The sequence below is a fragment of the Paenarthrobacter sp. TE3676 genome (assembly GCF_056279165.1).
In genome coordinates, this window is record NZ_JBWBQU010000001.1 from 196,282 (window position 1) to 216,450 (window position 20,169).

General features: G+C 60.8%; 32 protein-coding genes and 1 riboswitch. Of the genes, 7 read left to right on the forward strand and 25 right to left on the reverse strand.

Annotation, left to right across the window (positions count from 1 at the left end; all coding sequences use genetic code 11):
- Positions 1–20 precede the first annotated feature (20 nt).
- The 12 genes from ACZ881_RS00980 to ACZ881_RS01035 all read right to left on the reverse strand — a co-directional run bounded on the left by ACZ881_RS00980 (position 21) and on the right by ACZ881_RS01035 (position 3,474).
- Positions 21–368, reverse strand: a complete 348-nt coding sequence (locus ACZ881_RS00980) for a hypothetical protein (RefSeq protein WP_476112013.1) — start codon at positions 366–368, stop codon at positions 21–23.
- A complete protein-coding gene (locus ACZ881_RS00985) occupies positions 365–745 on the reverse strand; it encodes a hypothetical protein (protein WP_476112014.1) in 381 nt (126 codons plus the stop codon). The genes ACZ881_RS00980 and ACZ881_RS00985 overlap by 4 nt, the downstream gene beginning before the upstream one ends.
- Positions 745–1,011: a hypothetical protein gene (locus ACZ881_RS00990; RefSeq protein ID WP_476112016.1), complete on the reverse strand. Its 267-nt coding sequence runs from the start codon at positions 1,009–1,011 to the stop codon at positions 745–747. Before ACZ881_RS00990 ends, ACZ881_RS00985 begins: the two co-directional genes overlap by 1 nt.
- Positions 1,012–1,126: 115 nt before the next feature.
- Positions 1,127–1,363, reverse strand: a complete 237-nt coding sequence (locus ACZ881_RS00995) for a hypothetical protein (protein WP_476112018.1) — start codon at positions 1,361–1,363, stop codon at positions 1,127–1,129.
- Positions 1,360–1,548 carry a hypothetical protein gene (locus ACZ881_RS01000; protein WP_476112020.1) on the reverse strand — a complete coding sequence of 63 codons (189 nt, stop codon included), beginning with the start codon at positions 1,546–1,548 and terminating at the stop codon, positions 1,360–1,362. The genes ACZ881_RS00995 and ACZ881_RS01000 overlap by 4 nt, the downstream gene beginning before the upstream one ends.
- Positions 1,545–1,688, reverse strand: a complete 144-nt coding sequence (locus ACZ881_RS01005; protein WP_476112022.1) for a hypothetical protein — start codon at positions 1,686–1,688, stop codon at positions 1,545–1,547. The genes ACZ881_RS01000 and ACZ881_RS01005 overlap by 4 nt, the downstream gene beginning before the upstream one ends.
- Positions 1,685–1,876, reverse strand: coding sequence for a hypothetical protein (locus ACZ881_RS01010; protein WP_476112024.1), 192 nt, complete (start codon positions 1,874–1,876; stop codon positions 1,685–1,687). The genes ACZ881_RS01005 and ACZ881_RS01010 overlap by 4 nt, the downstream gene beginning before the upstream one ends.
- Positions 1,873–2,154 carry a hypothetical protein gene (locus ACZ881_RS01015; RefSeq protein WP_476112026.1) on the reverse strand — a complete coding sequence of 94 codons (282 nt, stop codon included), beginning with the start codon at positions 2,152–2,154 and terminating at the stop codon, positions 1,873–1,875. Before ACZ881_RS01015 ends, ACZ881_RS01010 begins: the two co-directional genes overlap by 4 nt.
- Positions 2,151–2,654, reverse strand: coding sequence for a hypothetical protein (locus ACZ881_RS01020; RefSeq protein ID WP_476112028.1), 504 nt, complete (start codon positions 2,652–2,654; stop codon positions 2,151–2,153). Before ACZ881_RS01020 ends, ACZ881_RS01015 begins: the two co-directional genes overlap by 4 nt.
- On the reverse strand, positions 2,651–2,926 hold the full coding sequence (locus ACZ881_RS01025) for a hypothetical protein (protein WP_476112030.1): 276 nt from the start codon (positions 2,924–2,926) through the stop codon (positions 2,651–2,653). The genes ACZ881_RS01020 and ACZ881_RS01025 overlap by 4 nt, the downstream gene beginning before the upstream one ends.
- A gap of 87 nt (positions 2,927–3,013) precedes the next feature.
- Positions 3,014–3,241 carry a hypothetical protein gene (locus ACZ881_RS01030; protein ID WP_476112032.1) on the reverse strand — a complete coding sequence of 76 codons (228 nt, stop codon included), beginning with the start codon at positions 3,239–3,241 and terminating at the stop codon, positions 3,014–3,016.
- Positions 3,238–3,474 carry a helix-turn-helix domain-containing protein gene (locus tag ACZ881_RS01035; protein WP_476112034.1) on the reverse strand — a complete coding sequence of 79 codons (237 nt, stop codon included), beginning with the start codon at positions 3,472–3,474 and terminating at the stop codon, positions 3,238–3,240. Before ACZ881_RS01035 ends, ACZ881_RS01030 begins: the two co-directional genes overlap by 4 nt.
- A gap of 205 nt (positions 3,475–3,679) precedes the next feature.
- On the opposite strand from ACZ881_RS01035, the gene ACZ881_RS01040 reads away from it, so the two are divergent.
- From ACZ881_RS01040 to ACZ881_RS01050, 3 genes are all read left to right on the forward strand, one after another.
- Entirely contained in the window at positions 3,680–3,934 is a 255-nt protein-coding gene (locus tag ACZ881_RS01040) for a helix-turn-helix domain-containing protein (protein WP_476112036.1), read from the forward strand.
- Between the two features lie 397 nt (positions 3,935–4,331).
- On the forward strand, positions 4,332–4,595 hold the full coding sequence (locus tag ACZ881_RS01045) for a helix-turn-helix domain-containing protein (protein ID WP_476112038.1): 264 nt from the start codon (positions 4,332–4,334) through the stop codon (positions 4,593–4,595).
- 377 nt (positions 4,596–4,972) lie between these two features.
- Entirely contained in the window at positions 4,973–5,956 is a 984-nt protein-coding gene (locus ACZ881_RS01050; protein ID WP_476112040.1) for a S1C family serine protease, read from the forward strand.
- Here the strand turns inward: ACZ881_RS01050 and ACZ881_RS01055 are convergent.
- Positions 5,953–6,321 (reverse strand): hypothetical protein, encoded by a 369-nt coding sequence (locus tag ACZ881_RS01055; RefSeq protein ID WP_256870808.1) that lies wholly within the window; start codon positions 6,319–6,321, stop codon positions 5,953–5,955. The genes ACZ881_RS01050 and ACZ881_RS01055 overlap by 4 nt on opposite strands.
- Positions 6,322–6,352: 31 nt before the next feature.
- On the opposite strand from ACZ881_RS01055, the gene ACZ881_RS01060 reads away from it, so the two are divergent.
- Positions 6,353–7,807: a DHA2 family efflux MFS transporter permease subunit gene (locus ACZ881_RS01060; protein ID WP_476112042.1), complete on the forward strand. Its 1,455-nt coding sequence runs from the start codon at positions 6,353–6,355 to the stop codon at positions 7,805–7,807.
- Positions 7,808–7,856: 49 nt separating this feature from the next.
- Here the strand turns inward: ACZ881_RS01060 and ACZ881_RS01065 are convergent, their stop codons facing one another.
- The 7 genes from ACZ881_RS01065 to ACZ881_RS01095 all read right to left on the reverse strand — a co-directional run bounded on the left by ACZ881_RS01065 (position 7,857) and on the right by ACZ881_RS01095 (position 15,109).
- Positions 7,857–8,570, reverse strand: coding sequence for a metal-dependent transcriptional regulator (locus tag ACZ881_RS01065; RefSeq protein WP_091468491.1), 714 nt, complete (start codon positions 8,568–8,570; stop codon positions 7,857–7,859).
- 9 nt (positions 8,571–8,579) lie between these two features.
- Entirely contained in the window at positions 8,580–9,404 is an 825-nt protein-coding gene (locus ACZ881_RS01070) for a class I SAM-dependent methyltransferase (protein ID WP_476112651.1), read from the reverse strand.
- 76 nt (positions 9,405–9,480) lie between these two features.
- A complete protein-coding gene (locus tag ACZ881_RS01075; protein ID WP_476112044.1) occupies positions 9,481–10,890 on the reverse strand; it encodes an aminotransferase class V-fold PLP-dependent enzyme in 1,410 nt (469 codons plus the stop codon).
- 32 nt (positions 10,891–10,922) lie between these two features.
- Positions 10,923–11,036, reverse strand: a riboswitch (SAM riboswitch).
- 181 nt (positions 11,037–11,217) lie between these two features.
- Entirely contained in the window at positions 11,218–12,030 is an 813-nt protein-coding gene (gene hisN, locus ACZ881_RS01080) for a histidinol-phosphatase (RefSeq protein ID WP_091468486.1), read from the reverse strand.
- Positions 12,031–12,086: 56 nt separating this feature from the next.
- On the reverse strand, positions 12,087–13,202 hold the full coding sequence (gene rsgA / locus ACZ881_RS01085) for a ribosome small subunit-dependent GTPase A (protein ID WP_178996844.1): 1,116 nt from the start codon (positions 13,200–13,202) through the stop codon (positions 12,087–12,089).
- A 2-nt stretch (positions 13,203–13,204) separates the two neighbouring features.
- Positions 13,205–14,587, reverse strand: coding sequence for a 3-phosphoshikimate 1-carboxyvinyltransferase (aroA, locus tag ACZ881_RS01090; RefSeq protein ID WP_476112047.1), 1,383 nt, complete (start codon positions 14,585–14,587; stop codon positions 13,205–13,207).
- Positions 14,588–14,593: 6 nt separating this feature from the next.
- A complete protein-coding gene (locus ACZ881_RS01095) occupies positions 14,594–15,109 on the reverse strand; it encodes a DoxX family membrane protein (protein WP_178996843.1) in 516 nt (171 codons plus the stop codon).
- 181 nt (positions 15,110–15,290) lie between these two features.
- Here ACZ881_RS01095 and ACZ881_RS01100 point away from each other — a divergent pair, with 181 nt between their 5' ends.
- Together ACZ881_RS01100 and rsrA are read left to right on the forward strand one after the other, a co-directional pair.
- Positions 15,291–16,085: a sigma-70 family RNA polymerase sigma factor gene (locus ACZ881_RS01100; protein ID WP_091469589.1), complete on the forward strand. Its 795-nt coding sequence runs from the start codon at positions 15,291–15,293 to the stop codon at positions 16,083–16,085.
- On the forward strand, positions 16,082–16,342 hold the full coding sequence (rsrA, locus tag ACZ881_RS01105) for a mycothiol system anti-sigma-R factor (RefSeq protein WP_017198486.1): 261 nt from the start codon (positions 16,082–16,084) through the stop codon (positions 16,340–16,342). Before ACZ881_RS01100 ends, rsrA begins: the two co-directional genes overlap by 4 nt.
- A gap of 102 nt (positions 16,343–16,444) precedes the next feature.
- Here rsrA and ACZ881_RS01110 read toward each other — a convergent pair whose 3' ends face one another.
- The 4 genes from ACZ881_RS01110 to ACZ881_RS01125 all read right to left on the reverse strand — a co-directional run bounded on the left by ACZ881_RS01110 (position 16,445) and on the right by ACZ881_RS01125 (position 19,223).
- On the reverse strand, positions 16,445–16,519 hold the full coding sequence (locus ACZ881_RS01110; RefSeq protein ID WP_369299106.1) for a 50S ribosomal protein bL37: 75 nt from the start codon (positions 16,517–16,519) through the stop codon (positions 16,445–16,447).
- A 114-nt stretch (positions 16,520–16,633) separates the two neighbouring features.
- The gene (locus ACZ881_RS01115) at positions 16,634–17,248 is read right to left on the reverse strand and encodes a PadR family transcriptional regulator (RefSeq protein ID WP_476112049.1); all 615 of its coding nucleotides are present in this window, start codon (positions 17,246–17,248) and stop codon (positions 16,634–16,636) included.
- Complete coding sequence (locus ACZ881_RS01120; protein ID WP_476112051.1) at positions 17,248–18,096, reverse strand: DUF4097 family beta strand repeat-containing protein; 849 nt, start codon at positions 18,094–18,096, stop codon at positions 17,248–17,250. The genes ACZ881_RS01115 and ACZ881_RS01120 overlap by 1 nt, the downstream gene beginning before the upstream one ends.
- Before the next feature lie 95 nt (positions 18,097–18,191).
- Positions 18,192–19,223 (reverse strand): serine hydrolase domain-containing protein, encoded by a 1,032-nt coding sequence (locus ACZ881_RS01125; protein WP_476112053.1) that lies wholly within the window; start codon positions 19,221–19,223, stop codon positions 18,192–18,194.
- Here ACZ881_RS01125 and ACZ881_RS01130 point away from each other — a divergent pair.
- A complete protein-coding gene (locus tag ACZ881_RS01130) occupies positions 19,222–19,503 on the forward strand; it encodes a hypothetical protein (RefSeq protein ID WP_476112055.1) in 282 nt (93 codons plus the stop codon). The two genes, ACZ881_RS01125 and ACZ881_RS01130, sit on opposite strands and share 2 nt — an antisense overlap.
- Here the strand turns inward: ACZ881_RS01130 and ACZ881_RS01135 are convergent.
- A complete protein-coding gene (locus ACZ881_RS01135; protein ID WP_026005442.1) occupies positions 19,481–20,080 on the reverse strand; it encodes a GDSL-type esterase/lipase family protein in 600 nt (199 codons plus the stop codon). The two genes, ACZ881_RS01130 and ACZ881_RS01135, sit on opposite strands and share 23 nt — an antisense overlap.
- Positions 20,081–20,169: the final 89 nt, after the last annotated feature.

The window sequence follows — 20,169 nt, forward strand, 5'->3', positions numbered from 1 at the left end:
CGCCCATACCCGGCAACAGATCAGGCATCAACCCATTCCCAAGTGAGGCAGTCGCCGTCGAAGGAAGCGACGATGAAGCCTTCGCGAGTCATGTCTCGTGGAAGGCAGGTGTCATCCATGTCATGCGCGCCATCATCTATGTAGCAGTGGCCACCGACGTCGAACCAGCCTTGCATCCAGCATTCGTCTTGCGGGATGGACGGGTGCTCGTGGTCATCGGACCAGTACTCGCATTCGCATCCTGGGTAGTTGCGGCACTGGGATGATTCGTTGCCTCGGCATTCGAACTTTACGTCTGGCTCATCGCGCCATCCGTCTTCGTCAGGTTCGGCCGCTGTGACCTTCACATAGTGCAGGTGCTCGCTCATACCGTGTCACCACCCAACGCCTGGGTGAGGTTCGTGATCGTGTCGCAGGGCCATTCGTCGCGGCACTCCAAGCAGTAGTCACCAATCCAGCACTGGCCGTGCATATCGCGGTATTCCCCGGTGCGGTGCTCGTGAAGGTTCGCGACCTCTTCTATGGCTGCGATGAGCTTGGCCTGATCCGTGGGGGCTGAGGCGATGAACTCAGCGTCATTCTCGGGCCTATTGCCGAGGTAGCCGAGATTGCATTCCAAGGCGCCGTCCCCGGAGAGGACCCACATGTTCACTTCGCGTTCGTTGCGATACGCCTGCCACGGTCCGGGTGTGGCTGCGGCGAGTCGGTCTTTCAGGGGCTGCAACAAGGAGGGGATGTCAGACATCAGAGGCCCAGCCTTTCCTTGATCTGCGTAGCGATGTTGCCGTAGTTGATTCCGCCCATGGGTGTTATGTCAGCGTTGGGTTCTGTCCATAAGGCGATGAGGTTGGCGGTGCGCTGCTCGTGAGCGAGGGCAAGGGTGGCGAAGGAGTTGGCCATGGTCGCCATGATGAGCCTGTCTTCGTAGTTCCAGGCGTTGTGCTCGGATGCTTGGGCTGTGTACTGCATGCCATCGTCGGCGTATGGGTTGCCCGGCAGGTAAGCGCTCATTTGGTGGGTTCTTCTTTCAAGTCTCGGAGGATTGTTGCAAGTTCAACTTGCAAGGGGTTGCGGGCTTTCGCGGCGAGGATCGGCGGGAGAGGCGGCGGAAGGGTTGGCGGGGTTGTCATCGAAGCTTCCGTACGTTGCGGGCACGCAGCGCAACCAGCACTCGCTTTGCCCAGTCCGCGTCATGGCATTCAGGAGAGCGACAGTCACGTACGGCGAGGATGACTCGGCCGGTGATTGTCCATCCGAGCATTATCGTTTGGCGGGCATACTCGTCATGGCCGAAGTAGACGGGGATGAGAGTCTTCCGGCCGTACCAATGCCACTGTGGCTTCCAGAACCAGATGCGATTCATGCCGCCTCCCTTTTCTCTGGCTTCTGATCGCCGCTGATGGGGTATTCGCAGCCGGTAGCGCACCGGGCTATCTGGTCGTACCACCACCACGGGAGGTTCAGGTCAGCGGCCGCCCAACCACCCGCCGGCATACCCTCAGCCGGACGCTGGTTCAGGTGTGGGGCACGGCGCGGGTTACGGATCATGAGTGGTCCTTAGTAAGTTCCCAAGCGACTACGACGGGACCGATTCGGAACACCGGCCGGTCTTCCTCGCTGCCTGCCGTGTATCCGTGCTTGACAGGCTGATCCCTGTTCAACCAAAAGGCCAGCTGGAAGAAATTCATCGTTCCTCCTTGCGCCATGCGTCACCGTCGTCGGCTTCGCGGGTGTCTTGTTCTTCGGCCAGCGCGTCGTAATCAACGGGCTCGCACGGTTCCAAGCGGGCGTCATGCCGTGTCGCCTTGCCGAACTCGATGCAACCGACGACGCACACAACGACAAACGCAAGCACATAGAAGCAATCGAGGCTCATGACCGTTCCGCCTTCTTCTTCGTCCACAGCTTCAAAGCACTGTGGTTGCGGCTGGGGGTTGTTGATGTCACGTAGCGCCCGTCCACGCCCTCGATGTAGCCCAGACTCCTGGCCTTCGTGAACGCCGTCCCAGGCCAATGCGAATCATCAGGCTCACGCATCTCCCGGCGCAGATCATCAGCCGTGAACGTCTCCTGCGACTCAGCTAGGCCAACAATCGTGGCAACCGCGTCTTCGAGCCACGCGTCTTTGTCTTGCTCCAACGCGAGGGCCCTCATTCGGTGGCCGCCTTTGGTTCAGCCTTATCGCCGATCTCGTAAGGCACCGTGTAGCCGAGCCTTTCAGCCAGTTGGCGGCGGGCTTCCATGTGGCCTTGCCAGCGGTAGTAATCAGCTACGTCCCCGCCAGAGTTTCGAGCAGCAGTCACGTACTCGCTGCGTTGATTGATGTGCTCGAGGACTGCGCCGGGAAGTCCAGGCGCCGCGGTGGCAACTGCCAACGCTTCCTCGGCAGCGACTCGTGCCTGATGGGGAGTGATGTGGCCCTTGCGCTGCAGCGTCATGATGTACTGCTTGCTATCACTCGCCCGGAGTTCCATCTCGACGTAGTTTGGTGCGTCATGCTCGTCCAGCATCGAACGCATTGAGTCGGCGATGAATAGCAGAGTCTCCGCTGTCTGAGGTCCGCCGGCGTGCATCTTCAATCCAAAGCCGGTCGCTGTTGGGCCTGCACTGTCTAACATCAGCTCATCGCGCCCATGTTCTTGTATGCTGTTCACAGAAGTTCTCCTTGATATGGGTTTTTCTGAAGGCGGTCACCGGGCATGGTGGCCGCCTTCACCTTTTCGATGTTGCGGATTGCCTTGTCGGCAGTCGGGTCGGAATGGCCCAGGATTCGGGATAGCCCGAGCGGGTCAAGGGACATGAGATGTTGAAGGTTGCGGCAGAACCAGCGTTCGGCCTTGTGTGGGAATAGATGGTGAAGATGCTCGACGGCGTCCTTCTTGGACAAACCGACGAGCGCTTCCTGCAAAAGGGCATAGTCCTGCACAGGAAACCTCCGATCGTGGACCAGTAGGGGTAATGCGGTGTGGTGTTTGCCCGGACAATGGGGCGTGGGTGCCGGCGTCGGCTGGTGTTACTTGAAGGGGTCTTGCTCGGGTGCTTTGGTCCAGTCGTCTGCGGCGTTCTTACGCTCGCGGACCCACTCGATGAGTTTGGTGACGTCATCCTGGTGGAGCATGATGCGGTTCTTGCTGAGTCTGGTGTGGATGCCGGATATCCGGCAGTAGTTCCGAAGTTCCGTCTTGGTCATCCCCAACTCTGGGGCGACTTGCTCGGGTGTTCTGAAGATTTGGTCTGTCATGCCGGTTCCTCGTCTTTGAGGATGTCTAGGAGTCCTACTCCAAGGGCTTCGGCGATCTGCCCTGTTTCCCGAATCGTGAACTTCTCGGCGGGGTATTTCATGTTTCGGTAGAAGGTGCTCTTGGAGATTCCGGCCATCTCGGACAGCTCATGTCGTGTGATGTTTTGGTCTTCAAGAGCCTGGTCAATGTTTTTGGTGATTGCCGCGTTGAGGCGGGCTGGCTCAGTTCCCATGTTTCGAACTTAGCTCCCATTTGGGAATCGCGCAAGTAGTCATGTTTCCAAAACTGAGTACCGATTTGATGAAACCAAGTAGTCCTGCTAGGTGGTACTTGCGCGCTCGCGTGTGTGCGCGCAACTACCACCCGCAATCCCACTTTGGGTAGATAATTTCCCGAACTGACTTGTTAACTGCACAAATGGGCGCTAGATTGTGGACATGGGAAATTACGGAACAGAGATCCAGGCCGCACTTGTCACTCAGATAAAGGCTGAGATGGCTGCGTTGGATATGAAGCAGAAGGATATGGCGCAGAGCGTTGGTATGCAGACCAGTACGCTCAGCCGTTACCTCTCAGGTGAGAGGGATATCCCGATGCCCGTCGCGTTTAGCATCGCTGACGCGCTCGACCTCTCCATCGTTGAACTGGTCGAGCGCGCCGAGCGCCGGCTAGAGGGTAAGAATGTCCAGTAGTCTCATCTCATAAGCCTCTGCTAGGTCGCCGAGTTCTCGGATCGTCATTGTCTCCAAGTTGACGGCTTCGCGGATTGATGGCGGGTGGTTCTGCTCTCGGTTCAAGGTGTAGCCCCCAGTAGTAGGTTCGAATATATGTTCTATAGATAGACGATAAGCCACCCCGCCGACATGTCGCGAGCATGCTTGGTGGGGTGGCCTTTTGCTTAAGCCATCGTCTGTGGTTAAACATAGTCGCATAGGGTCTACATGTTTAAATCACAACCAAAGCTCGTAAGCAGTACTGGGGGTCTTAAAAATAGAAGCATGGCGCGTATATACGCGCTAGAATGATCAAGACAGGCACGTTGAGTGCTGTTGCGAACATTGAGTGTCGGGAGCAGTTAGCATGGAACTTATGGCACTTGGGAGAATACCGGAATCGGGGACGCTTGCGCGGGCGGTTTCGGCAGAAGTCCGCGCAGCCCTCGCACGACAACGAATATCAGTGAAGGAGCTCGCCTCACGTGCAGGCCTAACAGAGAGCTACCTGGGGAAGCGTCTGCGTGATGGCGCGCCAATGACCATCAACGATCTAGAGTCGGTATGCGCCGCGCTGGGTGAAGATGCTCTTGCGTTCTTCACTGCGGCCATTGAGGCTGCCAGAAGCTCTGACGACTAGGCCAACTGAGAACCAAGAAATAGCCCCATCTTCCAATGCGGAGGATGGGGCTATTTCTTTGCTCAAATTTGTTGGCCGTCGCCAACAAGGATCAGGCAAGGACTGAGAGGGATGCGGCAAGAACCGCTAGATTACGCGGAGTACAGCTTGAACTGATGTGCCGAAATATAGCTGTACGGGTTTTCAATTCCCCCCATCTCCACCCCGGAAAGCCCTCGGATCCTCGTGATCCGGGGGTTTTCTTTTTGCCACGCGCCTTCGTTCACCCACGGCGTAGCAACTTCCGGACTACCGGCAACTGCATGGCAGTTGTACAGGGTAGACGCGTCGCCGAAGGTTAGCGGTGAAGCGCTGCGGACCTTGGCAGGAGGCACGAGATGACGACAAACCAGGCTTTCGAAGAACAGGCGTCAGACGACGACGGAGCCTTGGACGCGTACTCAAAGATTGTCATTCGGGTTGCCGAGTCGGTGACGCCCCACGTTGCTGCAATCGAAATGACGAGTACAGACCGCCGCGGACGGGTCCGCGGAGGAAGCGGTTCAGCTGTGGTCTTCACCGGCGACGGATACATGCTGACCAACGCCCACGTGGTGGCAGGCATCCAGTCCGGTCGGGCCGTTTTCGCGGATGGCAAGCAAACTGATGTGGAGCTGGTGGGCGCAGACCCCCTCTCCGACCTGGCCGTGGTCCGTGGCGTGAAGTCAACCCCGCCTCCGGCTTTGCTGGGCAACGCTGACACTCTACGGGTGGGCCAGCTGGTGATTGCTGTGGGGAACCCGCTCGGTTTGGCCGGTTCGGTAACTGCTGGCGTGGTGAGCGGGTTGGGGCGTTCCATCCCCGTACGAGCGGGCGAACACCGGCGGGTGATTGAGGACGTCATTCAAACCGATGCTGCGCTCAACCCAGGGAACTCCGGGGGTGCACTGGCGGATACGAGGGGACGCATCGTGGGCATCAACACCGCCGTCGCGGGTCTTGGGCTGGGGCTGGCAGTACCCATAAACAGCACAACCCAGCGCATCATCGCAGCGCTGCTGAGGGACGGCCGCGTGCGCCGCGCTTATCTTGGCCTGGTGAGCACTCCAATACCGCTGGATGCAAGTTCGGTGGTTCGGACCGGCCAGAAAGAAGGTCTGCGAGTAGTGGAGGTCATTCCGGGCTCGCCGGCGGAATTGTCCGGGCTCCAAGCGGGGGATGTGGTGCTGCGTGCGCAGGATCGAGCGGTGTCCAGTGCTGAAAGTTTGCAGAAATTGCTGTTTGCCGAGGCTATCGGCCAGCCGTTCCCGCTGACGGTGCTCCGGGAAGGCACAGTATTGAAGCTGACTGCCGTGCCATCCGAAATGAGCCAGCTGGCCTAGCCCTCGCGAACGTCGACAACGCCGATGAAACGGCTTCCCACGCCTTCATATTCGCTGCGGACATCGCCGAGGAACAGTTCGGGAAGTTCGCTGTTCCGGTGGGTGCCACAGAAGACGAAGGAAAAGTCCGGCCACCATTTCTTGGGGCGAACGGCCTCGGTGTATCCGCAGACAGCACACGTCAGGTGTACCCAGACGGGTCGCTTGCCGGTGCGGTTGGCCCTGGACTGAACCAACCACGCCGGGGGATTGTCCTGGATGTCCCGGAGTTCGGCCTCGGAGAGGCGGGACGGAATGCCGTGGCGTTGGGCCATTTCCATCGAAATATCAAGGGCCAATGCGGCATCACGTCTGCTAATCACCATTCAACGATACGGGACTTCCCGGGCGTAGGCTGTGCACATGACTGACGCTGCGGTCCTTCCGCCGAGCACACCTCTCCAGAAACGCGTGCTGGTGGTGGCAATTGTGGCGTCGTTCATCGCTATCCTCGATGGATTTGTGGTGAATCTCGCATTGCCAGCCATCGGAAGGGAACTGGGTGGCGGCCTGGTCATCCAGCAGTGGGTGGTGGACGCTTACCTGCTCACACTGGGGGCCTTGATCCTGGTTGCCGGTTCACTATCTGACCATTTCGGCAGGGCAAGAATTCTTGAATGGGGGCTAGCCGGTTTTGCCGTGACCTCGGTGATGTGCGGGCTCGCGTGGACGGGCGAAGTGTTGGTAGTCTCCCGGGCACTGCAAGGGATCGCCGGCGCCCTCCTTGTTCCGAGTTCGCTCGCCATGATCATCTCGTCGTTCACCGGCCCGGCGCAGTCAAAAGCCATCGGGCAGTGGTCGGGTTGGACGAGCGCTGCGGCTATTGTGGGTCCGCTGATCGGCGGCATTGCTGTAGACCTGCTCTCATGGCGGGTGATCTTCTTCATCAATGTCATCCCAGCTGTTGCCATCTGGCCAATGCTTGCAAGCCTGCGGTCGTCGGATGCGGCGAGGGACAAGAGCAAAAGCATCGACTACCTGGGAGCTTTCCTGGCCATGGTTGGCTTGGGCGGGCCAGTGTATGCCTTCATCGAACAGGGGAGGATGGGGTGGGGGAGCGCCCAGGTGTGGGTCCCACTGGTGGTGGGTGTGGTTGCGATGGTGCTGTTCCTCATCCACGAGGCCCGGACTGCTGAGCCCATGTTGCCGTTGCGACTCTTCAGTATCCGCAATTTTGCCTGGGGTAATCTCGCCACTCTGGCCATCTATGCCGCGATCTCCCTGGGTTTCTTCGTGTTGGGCATTTACTTGCAGCAGGTAGGCGGCATGGGCGCCACCGTGGCGGGCCTGGCGCTGCTTCCGGGCACAGTCATCCTGATGCTGGGTGCGTCCTACTTTGGTGGTCTCGCCGGAAAGTACGGTCCCAGATGGTTTATGACGGTAGGCCCTCTACTGTGCGGTGCGGGCTTCCTGATGTCATTGACTGTCCAGGAGCCGCTCAACTACTGGACGCAGGTGTTGCCGGGGCAGATTGTCTTTGGCCTTGGCCTGGCGACGTTGGTTGCGCCCCTCACGGCTGCCATTCTAGGCGCTGTTCCCTCGGAGGAGGCCGGGATCGGTTCAGCCGTGAACAACGCGGTTGCCCGTATTGCGGGTCTGATCTCCATCGCCTTCGCAGGGGTGATTGTGGGGCCGGCCTTCACCCGGGACGGACTGTACAACGCTTTGCTGGTGACAGCGGGCCTGTTCCTGTTCGGGGCGCTGGCCTCCGCCGTCGGAATCCGGAATCCTGTGCAGGAAGCTGCGGCGGCCGCCGTCAGCGAACCTCATACCGCGTCCGACGACGGCGGTGCGAGCGGGCAGCCAAGCTGACCTAAAGCGCGCCTGGGCTCAAGGGGGCCTGGGCTTGTCGGGATCGGGCTTACCGGGCTGGAAGGATGCAGCCTTCGTGCGTCTCCGCGCTTTGAACCCAGAGAGCTGAAGTGACCTCGTCCGCGAGGTCGAACTCGCGGCCTTTTGCGCCGCTGCCGATGCGCACCACCAAAGCTCCTCCGAAGGGTTTGCGGCCCACCACTTCAACGGGCGCGTCCAAGGAAATTTCTTCAGAGGCGAGGTATCGCAAGAGGTCCGGATTCTCATCGCTGATTCGCGTGATCCTGCCTGAGTGGCCCTGATCCAGTTCAATCATTCGGTAAGCGTGCGGCAAGTCGACCGAACCATCTTCCGAAGGAATAGGGTCTCCGTGTGGGTCCCGGACAGGATGTCCAAGCTTGGCCGACATCCGCTCAATGAACGTATCGGACACGGCGTGCTCCAACATTTCGGCTTCGTCGTGGACCTCGTCCCAGCTGTAGCCGAGTTCATCCACCAAGTACGTCTCAATCAACCGGTGCCGGCGCACCATGGACAGCGCGAGCCGCATACCTTGAGGGGTCAGTCTGATGGCACTGTAGGGTTGGTGATCAACCAGGCCTTGGTCCTTGAGCTTGCGCACCATCTCAGACACCGAGGAGTTAGCCACTCCCAGGCGCTGGGCAAGCTGGGACGACGTAATTGGTTTGTCCTGCCACTCCGTGTAGGAGTAGATGACCTTGACGTAGTCCTCGATCGAGGATGAGGGCGTACTGGTCTTCACACCCCAAGCCTACCGTGGCGTTGTACCTTGACCCTTGACTGCCCGCCAGGTCTGCGTCATGTAGGGCAACCCGATGGTTTCACCAGGGACATGGCCGAGGTGGTCGCAGAGGTACCACTCCAGGTTGCCCATGACCTTCGCACGGGTGGCGTCGTTGGCGCGGAGGTAGTAGCTGCGCGACTTGGTCAGTTCCATGATGTCCTCCGGCGTCAGGGCATCCTCCCACCGGGTCAGATGACTTTCCAAACCTTCAAACTCCGGGCCGATGACTGGCCGGAATCCGGGCTTGTGGACATCGCCTGCATGCATGATGCGTGAAAGGCGGTGAACCCACGGAACAGAAGTGTCCAGTTGATTCCAGATCAGTCCCAAGATCCCATGAGGCCGCAGGATCCGGGCGATCTCCGTGCTCGCTGCAAGGGGCTCGCACCAGTGCCAGGCCTGGGCAACGCTGACGACGTCGAATGCTGAGTCCGTCAGTCCTGTTGCCTCGGCCGTTCCCTCCAGCGCATTGACGTGGGGGTAGGCTTTTCGCAATTGCTCCAACATGTCCGTGGAAGGATCGACGGCGGTGACCGCCAGGCCGCGTTCTACGAGGAGTGCCGTGAACTTTCCTGTGCCGGCTCCGAGGTCCGCCGCGGACCTCGCCCCCGGAGGAACCAGCCAGTCCACGGAATCGGCGGGGTAGCCGGGTCGCACGCGGTCATAGTGTTCGCCGCCGTCCTGGAAGCTCTGACCGAGTTCATGCCGGCGGGAAGCATGCAGCCTTGGACCACGCGGCCCGGCTGGTCCGGGAGTACGTGGCTGTCCGCTGGCGGCAGCCGGTGAACGCAGGGCCACGAAAGCTCCTTCACAGGGTCGCTAAAAGTACCCTATGAATTTACCGCAGTGTTCCCGGTCCGCAGTGTTCCTAGTCAACAGTGCAGGGAGCTGCGCCCGCAGTGCCGGGAGTGTTCGGGGCCCATTCGGGGTAGCTGCGATGGTCATTTGCAGGAACCCAACGGCCCTCGTCCACCACGTAGTCCCAGCCCAGTCCGTCGCGCTTGAGTCCTTCGATGCCTGCAAGCAGCCTTGTGGCGTCCTCCAACCGGGAGCCGACGCCGAAGCTGGCGCGCAGGGATCCGGAGGGGAGCCCGAGGCGTTTGAGGAGCGGGTGGGCGCAGAACCGGCCATCACGGAGGCCAACCCCGTGCTCGGCCGCCAGGTAGGCCGCAACCAGTCCGGCGTCGAATCCTTCTACGGAGAAGTTGACCACACCGATGGTGTCCAGGGAGTCAGCGAAGATCTTGTGGACGGTCACGCCATCGATGGCCTCCAGGCCCTGCACCAGGTACGAGCGGATGGCGGACTCGTGGGCGTGCCACGCGTCCTGATCGAGCCCTGCGAGGACTTGGGTGGCGCGGGCAAGTGTCGCGGCGCCCAGCACGTTGGGTGAGCCGCCCTCGTGGCGCGCCGGGCCCGCGGCCCAGCTCACTGAGTCCAGGCGCGCTTCACGTACCGCGCCGCCTCCGGCCAGGTGCGGTATGCCGGCGTCGAGCCAGTCCGGACGACCCACCACCACACCCACGCCGAAGGGGGCATAAAGCTTGTGTCCGGAGAAGACGATGTAGTCAACGTCCGCCTCGGTGATGTTGATCCGGCGATGAGGTGCGAGCTGCGCAGCGTCCACCACGATCCTTGCGCCGTATTCGTGGGCAAGCGAAGCAAGGCGGGCGATGGGAAGAATTTCCCCCGTCACGTTCGAGGCGCCGGTAACAGCCAGCAGGCTGACCCCGCCCTGGGCAAGTTCGGCCTTGAGCTTGTCCACCGTTTCGGCCAGGGTTGGTGCCGCGACGACGCTGCGGTGGGGGACTCCCTGCCACGGAAGCAAGTTGGCGTGGTGCTCGATGTCCAAGTACAGGACCTCGCCCGCAAATTGGCCATCCACCTGCGGGAGGCATCCGGCCAGGAGGTTCAACGAGTCAGTGGTGTTCCGTGTGAAGATCACTGAGTCATCGGCACGCCCGCCGACGAAATCACGGACGATGTTCCGCGAGTTCTCGTACACCGACGTGCTGATTTGCGAGGCGTACCCGGCGCCCCGGTGAACGCTGGCGTAGTAGGGCAGGACCTCGTTGAGGTAGGCCGAAACGATGGTCAGGGCCGGGGCCGATGCGCCGTAGTCCAAGTTTGCGTAGCGGACGTGGCCACCCTGAATCAGGGGAGCCTGAAGCTCAGCGCCAGTGACCGCCGCAAGCGGACGCACAGCGGTTGTCGTCTCTGCTGTGGATTCTTCAACAAAGGACGGAATGGTGTTGGAGTTGAACGTGACAGTGCTCATGGAACCTCACTCAAGAGGGACCCCCATAGGGGGATCCGCGCTTGCCGCATCCGTTCCGGACCGGCCGGGTCGTCACCCGGGGCACCCCACCGCGAATGGAGGGTTGCCGGCCAGCAAACCGGGGTTTAGCGCTGGCACTCGTGACCTGTAAAAAAGGCTAAGGCACGTCCGGGGAGGCTTCCAAAGCCGCTCCCTTTTGTTAAGCCCTTTGTTACGTCGAATGCGAAATCCCTTCTTCGCCGAATAAAAAACGGCGGAGACCCTCTGTGGGGGCCATCCGCCGTCGAAAATTCCGCCTGCTGCTTGGTTGGCCAGGCGTGGATAGGTTTAGAGAAGGTCGTCCAATCCGGGGTTGAGGCGCTTGAGGACCTCGGAGTGCAGGATCGAGTTGGTGGCCAGGGCGTTACCGCCAAACGGACCGTCTTCGCCTTCCAAGGACGTGAAACGGCCGCCTGCCTCGGTGACGATCGGGACGAGTGCTGCCATGTCGTAGAGGTTCAGTTCAGGCTCGCAGGCGATATCCACTGCCCCCTCGGCCACGAGGCAATACGACCAGAAATCACCATAGGCGCGTGTCCGCCAGATGTCTTCCGTCAGCCCCAGGAATTCATCCAGGTTGCCGCGTTCCTTCCACCCCGAAAGGCTGGAATATGACATGGAGGCGTCGGCCAGGCGGGAAACGTTGGACACCTTGAGCCGCGTTGCCGAGGCCAGGGAGCGGCCCATGTAGGCGCCCATGTCCTTCGCAGCCCACCATCGCTTGCCTAGTGCAGGCGCACTTACTACGCCCACCACAGGTTCCCCCTCATCCACGAGGGCGATCAACGTTGCCCACACCGGGACACCGCGGACAAAGTTCTTGGTCCCGTCGATGGGGTCTATGATCCAGCGACGTGAACCGTGACCGCTGCTGCCGAACTCCTCGCCCAGGACCGCGTCCCGCGGACGGGAGCGGGACAGTTGACCGCGGATTGCTTCCTCTGCGGCCTTGTCAGCGTCAGTGACAGGTGTGAGGTCGGGCTTGGTTTCGATCTGCAGGTCCAGTGCCTTGAAGCGATCCATGGTCTGGGCGTCGACTGAATCGGCGAGGACGTGGGCCAGGCGCAGGTCATCGTTGTAGGTGGAAACGGGATGGGTCATGCCACCAAACTATCCTGAATCGTTCGCTGCATTGGGGACGTGAAGCAGACAACGAATCAGTTGACGGTGCCCAGTTCCTTGGTCTCTTTCGCTTCGAGCCTTGGGTCTGCACCCAGCAATCGGCGCAAGGAGGCCAACCGGGCCACTCCCGATGGCCCGGCATGGCCATCGTTTACCCATGCATCCAGCCCGCAATTGGTGGCTGTGGCACCGTGCTTGCAGCCGCGGTCGCAGGTCTCGGTGCCGGGCTCAAGGTCCGGGAACGAGTGCAGTATCCGGTCCGGATCCACATGCGCCAAGCCGAAGGAGCGGATTCCGGGAGTATCGATGATCCAGCTGCCGGACGGTGCATCATCCAGCTTCAACGCCAAAGCCGAGGATGATGTGTGCCTGCCACGGCCCGTCACCGCGTTGACGCCCCCAGTGGCGCGCTCTGCACCTGTCAGCGCGTTGACCATGGTGGATTTGCCAACGCCGGAGTGACCGAGCATGACGGTGACTTTTCCACCCAGGTGCGAGCGGAGTTGGGATACGGCGACCTTGTCCAGCCGGGCTGATAGTCCGTCATCGGAACGGGCATCGATGCCGCCGGCCTCGGAGTCAGCGGTCCGGCTGATGATCACGGGAAAATCCAAGCTCAGGTAATTGGCCAGGAGTTCCGCCGGGTCTTTCACATCCGCCTTGGTGATGAGCAGCAACGGCTCGATGCCGGCGTCGTACGCTGCGACCAAGGCGCGATCAATGAATCCGGTGCGTGGCTCCGGGTTGGCCGCCGCAACAACCACCACGAGCTGATCGGCGTTGGCCACGACCACCCGTTCGATGGGGTCCGTATCGTCGGCACTCCGGCGAAGGAGGGTCTTCCGCTCTTCCACCCGGACCAGGCGCGCCAAGGTATCGGGAGACCCGGAGACGTCACCCACCAATGCGACGAAGTCGCCGGGGACAACGGGGTTGCGTCGCAGTTCGCGGGCGCGGGCTGCAATAACGATCCGTTCGTCGGCTGAATCTTCGCCAACAATTGCCCTGTACCGTCCGCGGTCCACTGTGATGATCCTGCCTATTACGGCGTCATCGTGGCTGGGGCGATCCTTGGTGCGTGGCCTGGATCCTTTTTTGCTGGGACGGATCCGGACGTCGGATTCGTCCCAGGAGCGTGCGTCACGGCCCATGGTTAGTTGCTGGCCTCATCAAGATCGGTGTTGGCATCAGTTGGCTGCAGCATTGCTTCCCACATCTTGGGAAAATCCGGCATGGTCTTCGATGTCGTGGCGATGTCCTCAACCTGTACGCCTTCGACGGCGAGCCCCAGGATGGCCCCGGCAGTGGCCATGCGGTGGTCGGCGTAGCTGTGGACCACGCCGCTGTGAAGGGCCGACGGGCGGATAACCAGGCCATCGGCGGTCTCTTCCGCGTCGCCTCCGAGGCTGTTGATTTCGGCAACCAGCGCGGCGAGCCGGTCCGTTTCGTGTCCGCGGAGGTGGGCAATACCGGTCAGCCGGGAGGGGCCGCTGGCCAATGCGCACAGGGCGGCCACAGTGGGTGCCAATTCGCTTGTTTCGTCGAAGTCGGCACCCTTGATTTCTGCCCCGCCGGTCACCGTCAGTGTCCCGTTTTCGAAAGTTACTTCTGCTCCCATGGTGGTCAGGATGGTGCGCCACTGGTCGCCCACTTGTGTGGTCCCGGCCGGCCAATTGGGGATGCGGACGGTGCCGCGTGTGGCCAGCGCAGCGGCGAGGAAAGGTCCTGCATTTGAGAGGTCCTGTTCGATCCGCTGGTCAAAAGCGCGGATGGGTCCCGGAGAGACCCGCCAGTGGTTGGGCACGGAATCGTCCACGACGACGCCAACGCTGCGGAGGACTTCCACGGTCATGGTGATGTGGTCCAAGCTGGGGACGGGCTTGCCCACGTGTTCCAGATGCAGGCCATCAACGAAGCGGGCACCCACCAGCAGTAACGCGGAAACGAACTGCGATGAGGCGCTGGCGTCGATCACAAGGTGGCCGCCCCGGACCTGGCCGGTTCCCTCTACGGCGAAGGGAAGGGACGACGGCGTCCTGCCGCCGTCTGCTGCCACCGGCACGCCGAGGGCGATCAACGCTTCGATGATGGTTCCCATGGGCCTGTTGCGGGCGTGGGGATCGCCGTCGAAGACGGTGACGCCCGTACGCAACGCAGCCAGCGGGGGGACGAACCGCATGACAGTTCCGGCCAGCCCGCAGTCAATTGCCGTTTCAGCCCCTGTTGCGGCGGGATCCATGGGCGTAATTTCCAGGTCCGGCCCGAAGGAGCCGTCCCCGGATACCTCGGTGACGCTTGCCCCCAATTGCCGGAGGGCCTGGATCATGAGCGCAGAGTCGCGGGAATGAAGGGGAGCCCGCAGCCGTGAAGGACCATCCGCCAGTGCGGCCAACACCAGGAACCGGTTGGTCAGCGACTTTGAACCAGGGACCGTCACCGTTGCGTCCACGGGCCCCTTGGCGTATGGGGCCGGCCACAGTGGCAGCATGGTGGCGGCTTTGGTTGATTCGGTGTTTGCGGCGGTGGTACCGGTCATGCTTCCTTATGCTCCAACTGCGTTGTCAACGGCCTTGCGAACTGCTTTGTCTGCACGCTTGATCTGCTTGCCCGTCACCTTTTTGGCATCGGCGGCCAGGTGCTCCGCCCTCCAGGCGATGCTCGGCTGGCCCGCGGTATCAACAGAGGCCAGAAGCACACCACCCGTGAGGGAAATGTTCTTCAGCAGCTGGGCCTTGCGGGCACTTCGGCCTTCCTTGGTGCTGATATCGGCGGACCGCCACTCCACGTAGGAGTTCAAAGCCGACGTCACAGCCAGGACCGTGGCGGCAAAACGGGAGAGCTTGCCGAGCCCGAGCAAGGCTCCGGCCCCCAGTTGCGCCCCGCCGATGACGCGCGCCAGGGTCTTTTCATCAGTTTTGAAGGGAAGGGATTCCGAGGCACGGCGAAGGACTGGCGAGAGTTGCTTCGCAGTGTCGTCCGCGTTCCTGAGCTTATCCAGCCCTGCGACGACGAAGCTCGACGCGAGCATGGGACGTGCGAGAAAACGGATAACAGACATGTCTTGCCTCCTGGATGGCTTGCCACATTAGTTCGATAAGTGTTGTGTTCAAGGGGTGCAGTCTGCTCTAGTCTTGCACTTTTGCGGAATATTTACCCAGCAGCAGCCGTTGTGAACTTCAGGTGCGGTGGAGACCGGACTGCGGCATCGTGTTTGCCGCCTGTTGAACGGAGTTGGTTTTTTGACTTTGGTTAAGGACCGGTTGGTTCTACCGGAGCCTGCGTATGGGATGCAGCCGGAATCCCGGCAGCTGACAGTAGACTTGGCAACGATGAGCACCACTGAACCGGCCGCAGCGGCCATGTACCAGGCAACCGGCGCGGACGACGCGGCGGCTGTAACCGACGTCGATCCTGCTACGGAAACTCCAGAACAGCGGCGGGCGCGCTTTGAGCGCGACGCCATGCAGTACGTGGACCAGCTGTATTCGGCAGCCATGCGGATGGCACGCAACCCATCCGATGCTGAAGACCTGGTTCAAGAGGCTTACACCAAGGCGTTTTCTGCTTTTCACCAGTACAAGCCGGGGACCAACCTCAAGGCCTGGTTGTATCGCATCCTGACCAACACGTATATCAACCTTTATCGGAAGCGGCAGCGTGAGCCGCTGCAGTCCAACTCGGACACGATTGAGGATTGGCAGTTGGCCAAGGCAGAGTCGCATACTTCGGCTGGTTTAAGGTCCGCGGAGACTGAGGCTCTTGACCACCTCCCTGATTCCGACGTGAAGAACGCATTACAGTCGATCCCTGAGGAATTCCGGCTGGCCGTCTACTTCGCGGATGTTGAGGGGTATGCGTACAAGCAAATTTCAGAAATTATGAATACCCCGATCGGCACGGTCATGTCACGGTTGCACCGCGGCAGGAAGATGCTGCGGGACATGCTGGCGGATTACGCCGCCGAACGGGGCTTCAGGGCCCAAACCGAAGATCAGGCCGCGGCCGGAAGCAACAATCAGGAGAAAGAGAAATGAGCGACTGCCAGGGATTGGGCGATTGCGACGATACGCGAATGCAGCGGATCTACGAGTACCTCGACGGTGCGTTGACCCGCGAGGACTTAACTGAGATCAAGCAGCACCTGGACTCCTGCGAGGAGTGCGCCGAGCAGTATGACCTTGAGTGCCTCATTCGCACCATGGTCAAGCGATCATGCACTGAGTCCGCGCCGGAGAACTTGAAAAACTCCATCCTTGACAGGATTCACTCCATCAAGCCTGTGGACGCCTGATTCGGCTCTCATTCCACTCATTAGGGTTTAACATCGAAGGCCCCGGAAACCGCATGGTTTCCGGGGCCTTCGCTTTTAAGCCTGTGACGCTAAGCCGATGGCTTAGGTGTTGGGACGCTTGCCGTGGTTCGCGCCGCCGCGCTTACGGTCACGACGCTTACGTGCACGCTTGCTCATAGCTGGCCTCCTTCAAGGATTGATACTCAATAAAGCTGCCCTCCAGTTTCGCACATCCGGGTGCTGCGCCGCGAACCGGGCGGGTGTTGGAGTATTTCGGAGCCAGCCGGATGGTTAGCTTTGCAGGGAATTCCTGATCGAGATACGGGCTTGTTCCAAAACTGTGCGAACGGTTTCCAGTGCCAAAGGTGTCAGCGGCTGCGAGGCGCCGTGTTGGCGTAGCTCGACACGGAGGTCGTCCCTGAAGGACTGAACCAATAATTCAGCTTCCTTGAGGATTCGCTGGCCTTCGGGAGTGTAGCCCGCCGTCCTGCTCCGAAAAGCAGCCGAAGAGGCGCTGGTGCGCGCAGCCTCCGCTGTGGCCGCAAGATCTGCCCGCAGGCCACGCATATTTGCCCGGATGTCCTCCCGCAGGTCGTCTGCCAGCCTCCTGACGGAGGCCGATATGGTGTCCTCGACGTCGGCCAACTCCTGCCGGCGGCTGTCCAACTCAGCACGGCCGGAATCCGTGATGAGGTATTTGGTGCGGCGCCCTTCGGTCTCCGTGGCAACGAGTCCTTCCTCCTCCAGCTTGCCCAAACGCGGGTAGATGGTGCCGGCGCTGGGGGAGTAGGTGCCGCCGAATCGGTCGCCTAACGCTTTGATCAGCTCGTATCCGTGCTTGGGACCTGTCTCCAGCAACGCAAGCAAGTACAGTCGCAGGGCGCCGTGCGCAAAGACAGGGGGCATCAGAGGCCCGCTTCCCCAGGGACCGGATGGCCGTTTTCCGACGTGGGCGCAGATCCGTGCACGATGTAAGTCTTTCCGGATACCGTGTTGGTCCGCACCAGCATCAGCCTTTCGTCCGGGCCGACAATGGTGTGAACGTTGCTGCCAGGCTGGGCGTACATTTGGTCGTCGATCACCACGGTTCCGCTGGCCGATTTCGCTACGATGTCCAAGCCGACGTCGTGCGGCAGCCGGATGGTCAGGTCGCCGGAGACGGAGTTGGCGCCAAGGTCGTTGGTGTAGTCCTGGAGATCGAAGCTGAGGTCGCCGCTCACGGTGCTCGCACGGACATTCTTGAACTTGCCCGAGGCGGTAACTTCGCCGGAGACGCTTTTGGCGGTGAGGACGCCGTCGTGGTTTCTGGCGATGACCTCGCCACTGATTGTGTTAACGTGCAGCTCGCCGCTGGTGTTGTCCGCCAGGACGGAACCGGAGACGGTGTTCAGGCGGATGCGCCCGCTGATGCCGGACACCATGCCGTCACCACTCACGGTGCCTGCTTCAACGTCGACGCCGGACGGCAGCGCAATGCCGACGATCACAGAGTTGGTGCTTGTGTTGTTGACGGTCCGCATCAGGTTGCGGAACCAGCCCTGAGGTCCTTGGAGTTGGTGGCGGACTTCCAGTCTGCCGTCAACAAGCGTGACCGTCAGGGGGTCGCCAGTGATCTCACTGATTTCGATACGGACGTACGGCTCGTCGTGTGTCACCACGTCAAAGCGGCCCCTAACGATGCCCAGTTTGAGAGAGCGGACCTCCTCTACATCTATTGTTTGCGGGCCCGTCACGGTCCATAGTTCGTCAGACATGATCCCTCCAAGTTGCGATATATCGCGTTGGCTAGGAACACGATATATCGCGTCTGGTCCAGGAGCAATGCTTAGCGGAAATCGCTTAGCGTAAATCAGGCCGCGGGCCGGTAGATTTGGCCGATGAGCGAACGCGCAATGATCACTGCCGGGTCCCGTCCATCGGCGGCGGGCGCCAGATTGGTCCATACCACCAGCGTGACGGAGTTCACCGGGTCACTGCCCATGAAGGTATTGAAGCCTGGGAGTTCTCCCGTGTGGCCGTAAAGGTTCCCGAACTTCGCAATGCCCAAACCATACGACGCACCGCCCGGGGTATCCGGGTTGGTAGGCAGGACGCTTTCAAGCCGCTTTTGTTGGAGTTCCGGCTTCAGGAGTTTTCCGTTGACGAGGCCTTCACCAAGAGTCTTCAGGTCAGTGGCTGTGGAGATCCCGGAACCGGCTGCCCATGCCCACGACGGGTTGACATCAGTGACGTCGTTGGGGGCCAGAGTGCCAGCCGTCGCTTCTTTCTGCATGTCCGCTGGAAGTGCAGGATTGGTCATGGTCAAGACGTTGTCTCCGAAGAAGTAACCCTGGGGATGTGGTTCCGGAACACTGTTGGACGAAATATCCGGGAAGATTGTGCCCTTAAGGCCGAGCGGCTCGAAGATTCGTTCCTTGAAAAGTTGCCCGAGTGGCTTCCCTTCCACTTTTTCCGCGATGAGGCCGAGCAGGACCGTGTTGGTGTTGGAGTAATGGAAGCCCTGGCCCGGAGCGAAGTATGGTGGGCGGGCAAACGCCAGGGCGAGTAGTTCTTCCGGCTTCCACGCCCTTTGGGGGTCCGTATCCATGGCCGAATTGAGCTCGAGTGTTTCGGTGTAGTTGAACAGTCCACTCCGCATGGTCAGCATTTGCTCAACCGTGATGGCGTCCCCATTGGGAACGTCTGAGTAGTGTTTGGACACAGGATCATCCAAGGACAGCTTGCCCTCCTGAACCAACTGCAGAATGACAGTGGCGGTCCAGGTCTTGGTGACCGACCCTACGCGGATATGGTCCTCTGCTGATATCGCGCGTTGGGCGTCGCGGACGCCAGTTCCGTACGAAGCTGTGAGGGTTCCTTCAGGGGTAACCAACAGCATCATGGCCCCGGGTACGAGGACTTCCTTTGCCGTCCGCTCGAAGTCTGCGCGCAGGGTTCCGGTATCGAAGGGCTGCAATGCAGCCGAGGGCGTCGACGGTGATGGCGAACTGGGTGATGGTGACGACGCAGGCGTAGCCGTAGACGACGTCGCTGAAGGAGCCGGTGGACCGGAACTGCAGGAAACTGTGGCTACCACCCCGGCAACAACGGCCGCTGTGAATGCTGCTCTGACAGAAACCTGCACGTTCCGCGTCATGGCTACTCCGGTTGAGCGATATTAAGCCACTGGAACCATCCGCGGTGCAGAACAAGCCACGCAATCAAACCGTAGCCGGCCTGGCCCGGTGTTCCCCCATTGGCTGCGAGGTCCGTCCTCCACTGCTCATGATTGAGTAAGGGGGAGAAGGTGTCAACGTAATGGTGATTTCGGCGGGTGGTGACATCGGCAAACGCGGTGTTCAGTTCAGCAAGCCGCTTATTGCGTGTGGGATCAAGCGTGGGAGGCGGACCCACCACAAAGACTTCCACACTGCTGTGCGAAGCGCCATCAAGGATGTTGGCAAGATTCAAGCGGCTGCGCGCGGTGGACAGCCCAAACTCGAGATCCCGCCCCGAAAGGCCGATCACCAATCGATTCTCATGCGTATCACTGAAACGCCTGCCGGCTTCATCCTGCCAGCGGGCGGCAAGGCCCTCAGTACCTTCCATGGGGCAGGGGAGCGGGAAACTTTCCACCACGACGGAATCCTGGGGTGTGCGGGCCAGGACTCTTCCGAGCCAACCCAAGGCGCGGGGATCCCCCAGGCCCGCGAGCAGTTCATCTCCTACAGCTGCGATGCGCAGCTTCCTGTCTTCCACAGTTACCTCTTCACACTCGTTACGGTCCTTGCACGGTTTCCGGATCACCGGCCGGTTTGGGAACCGGGTACCTGTCCCATTAAACAGAA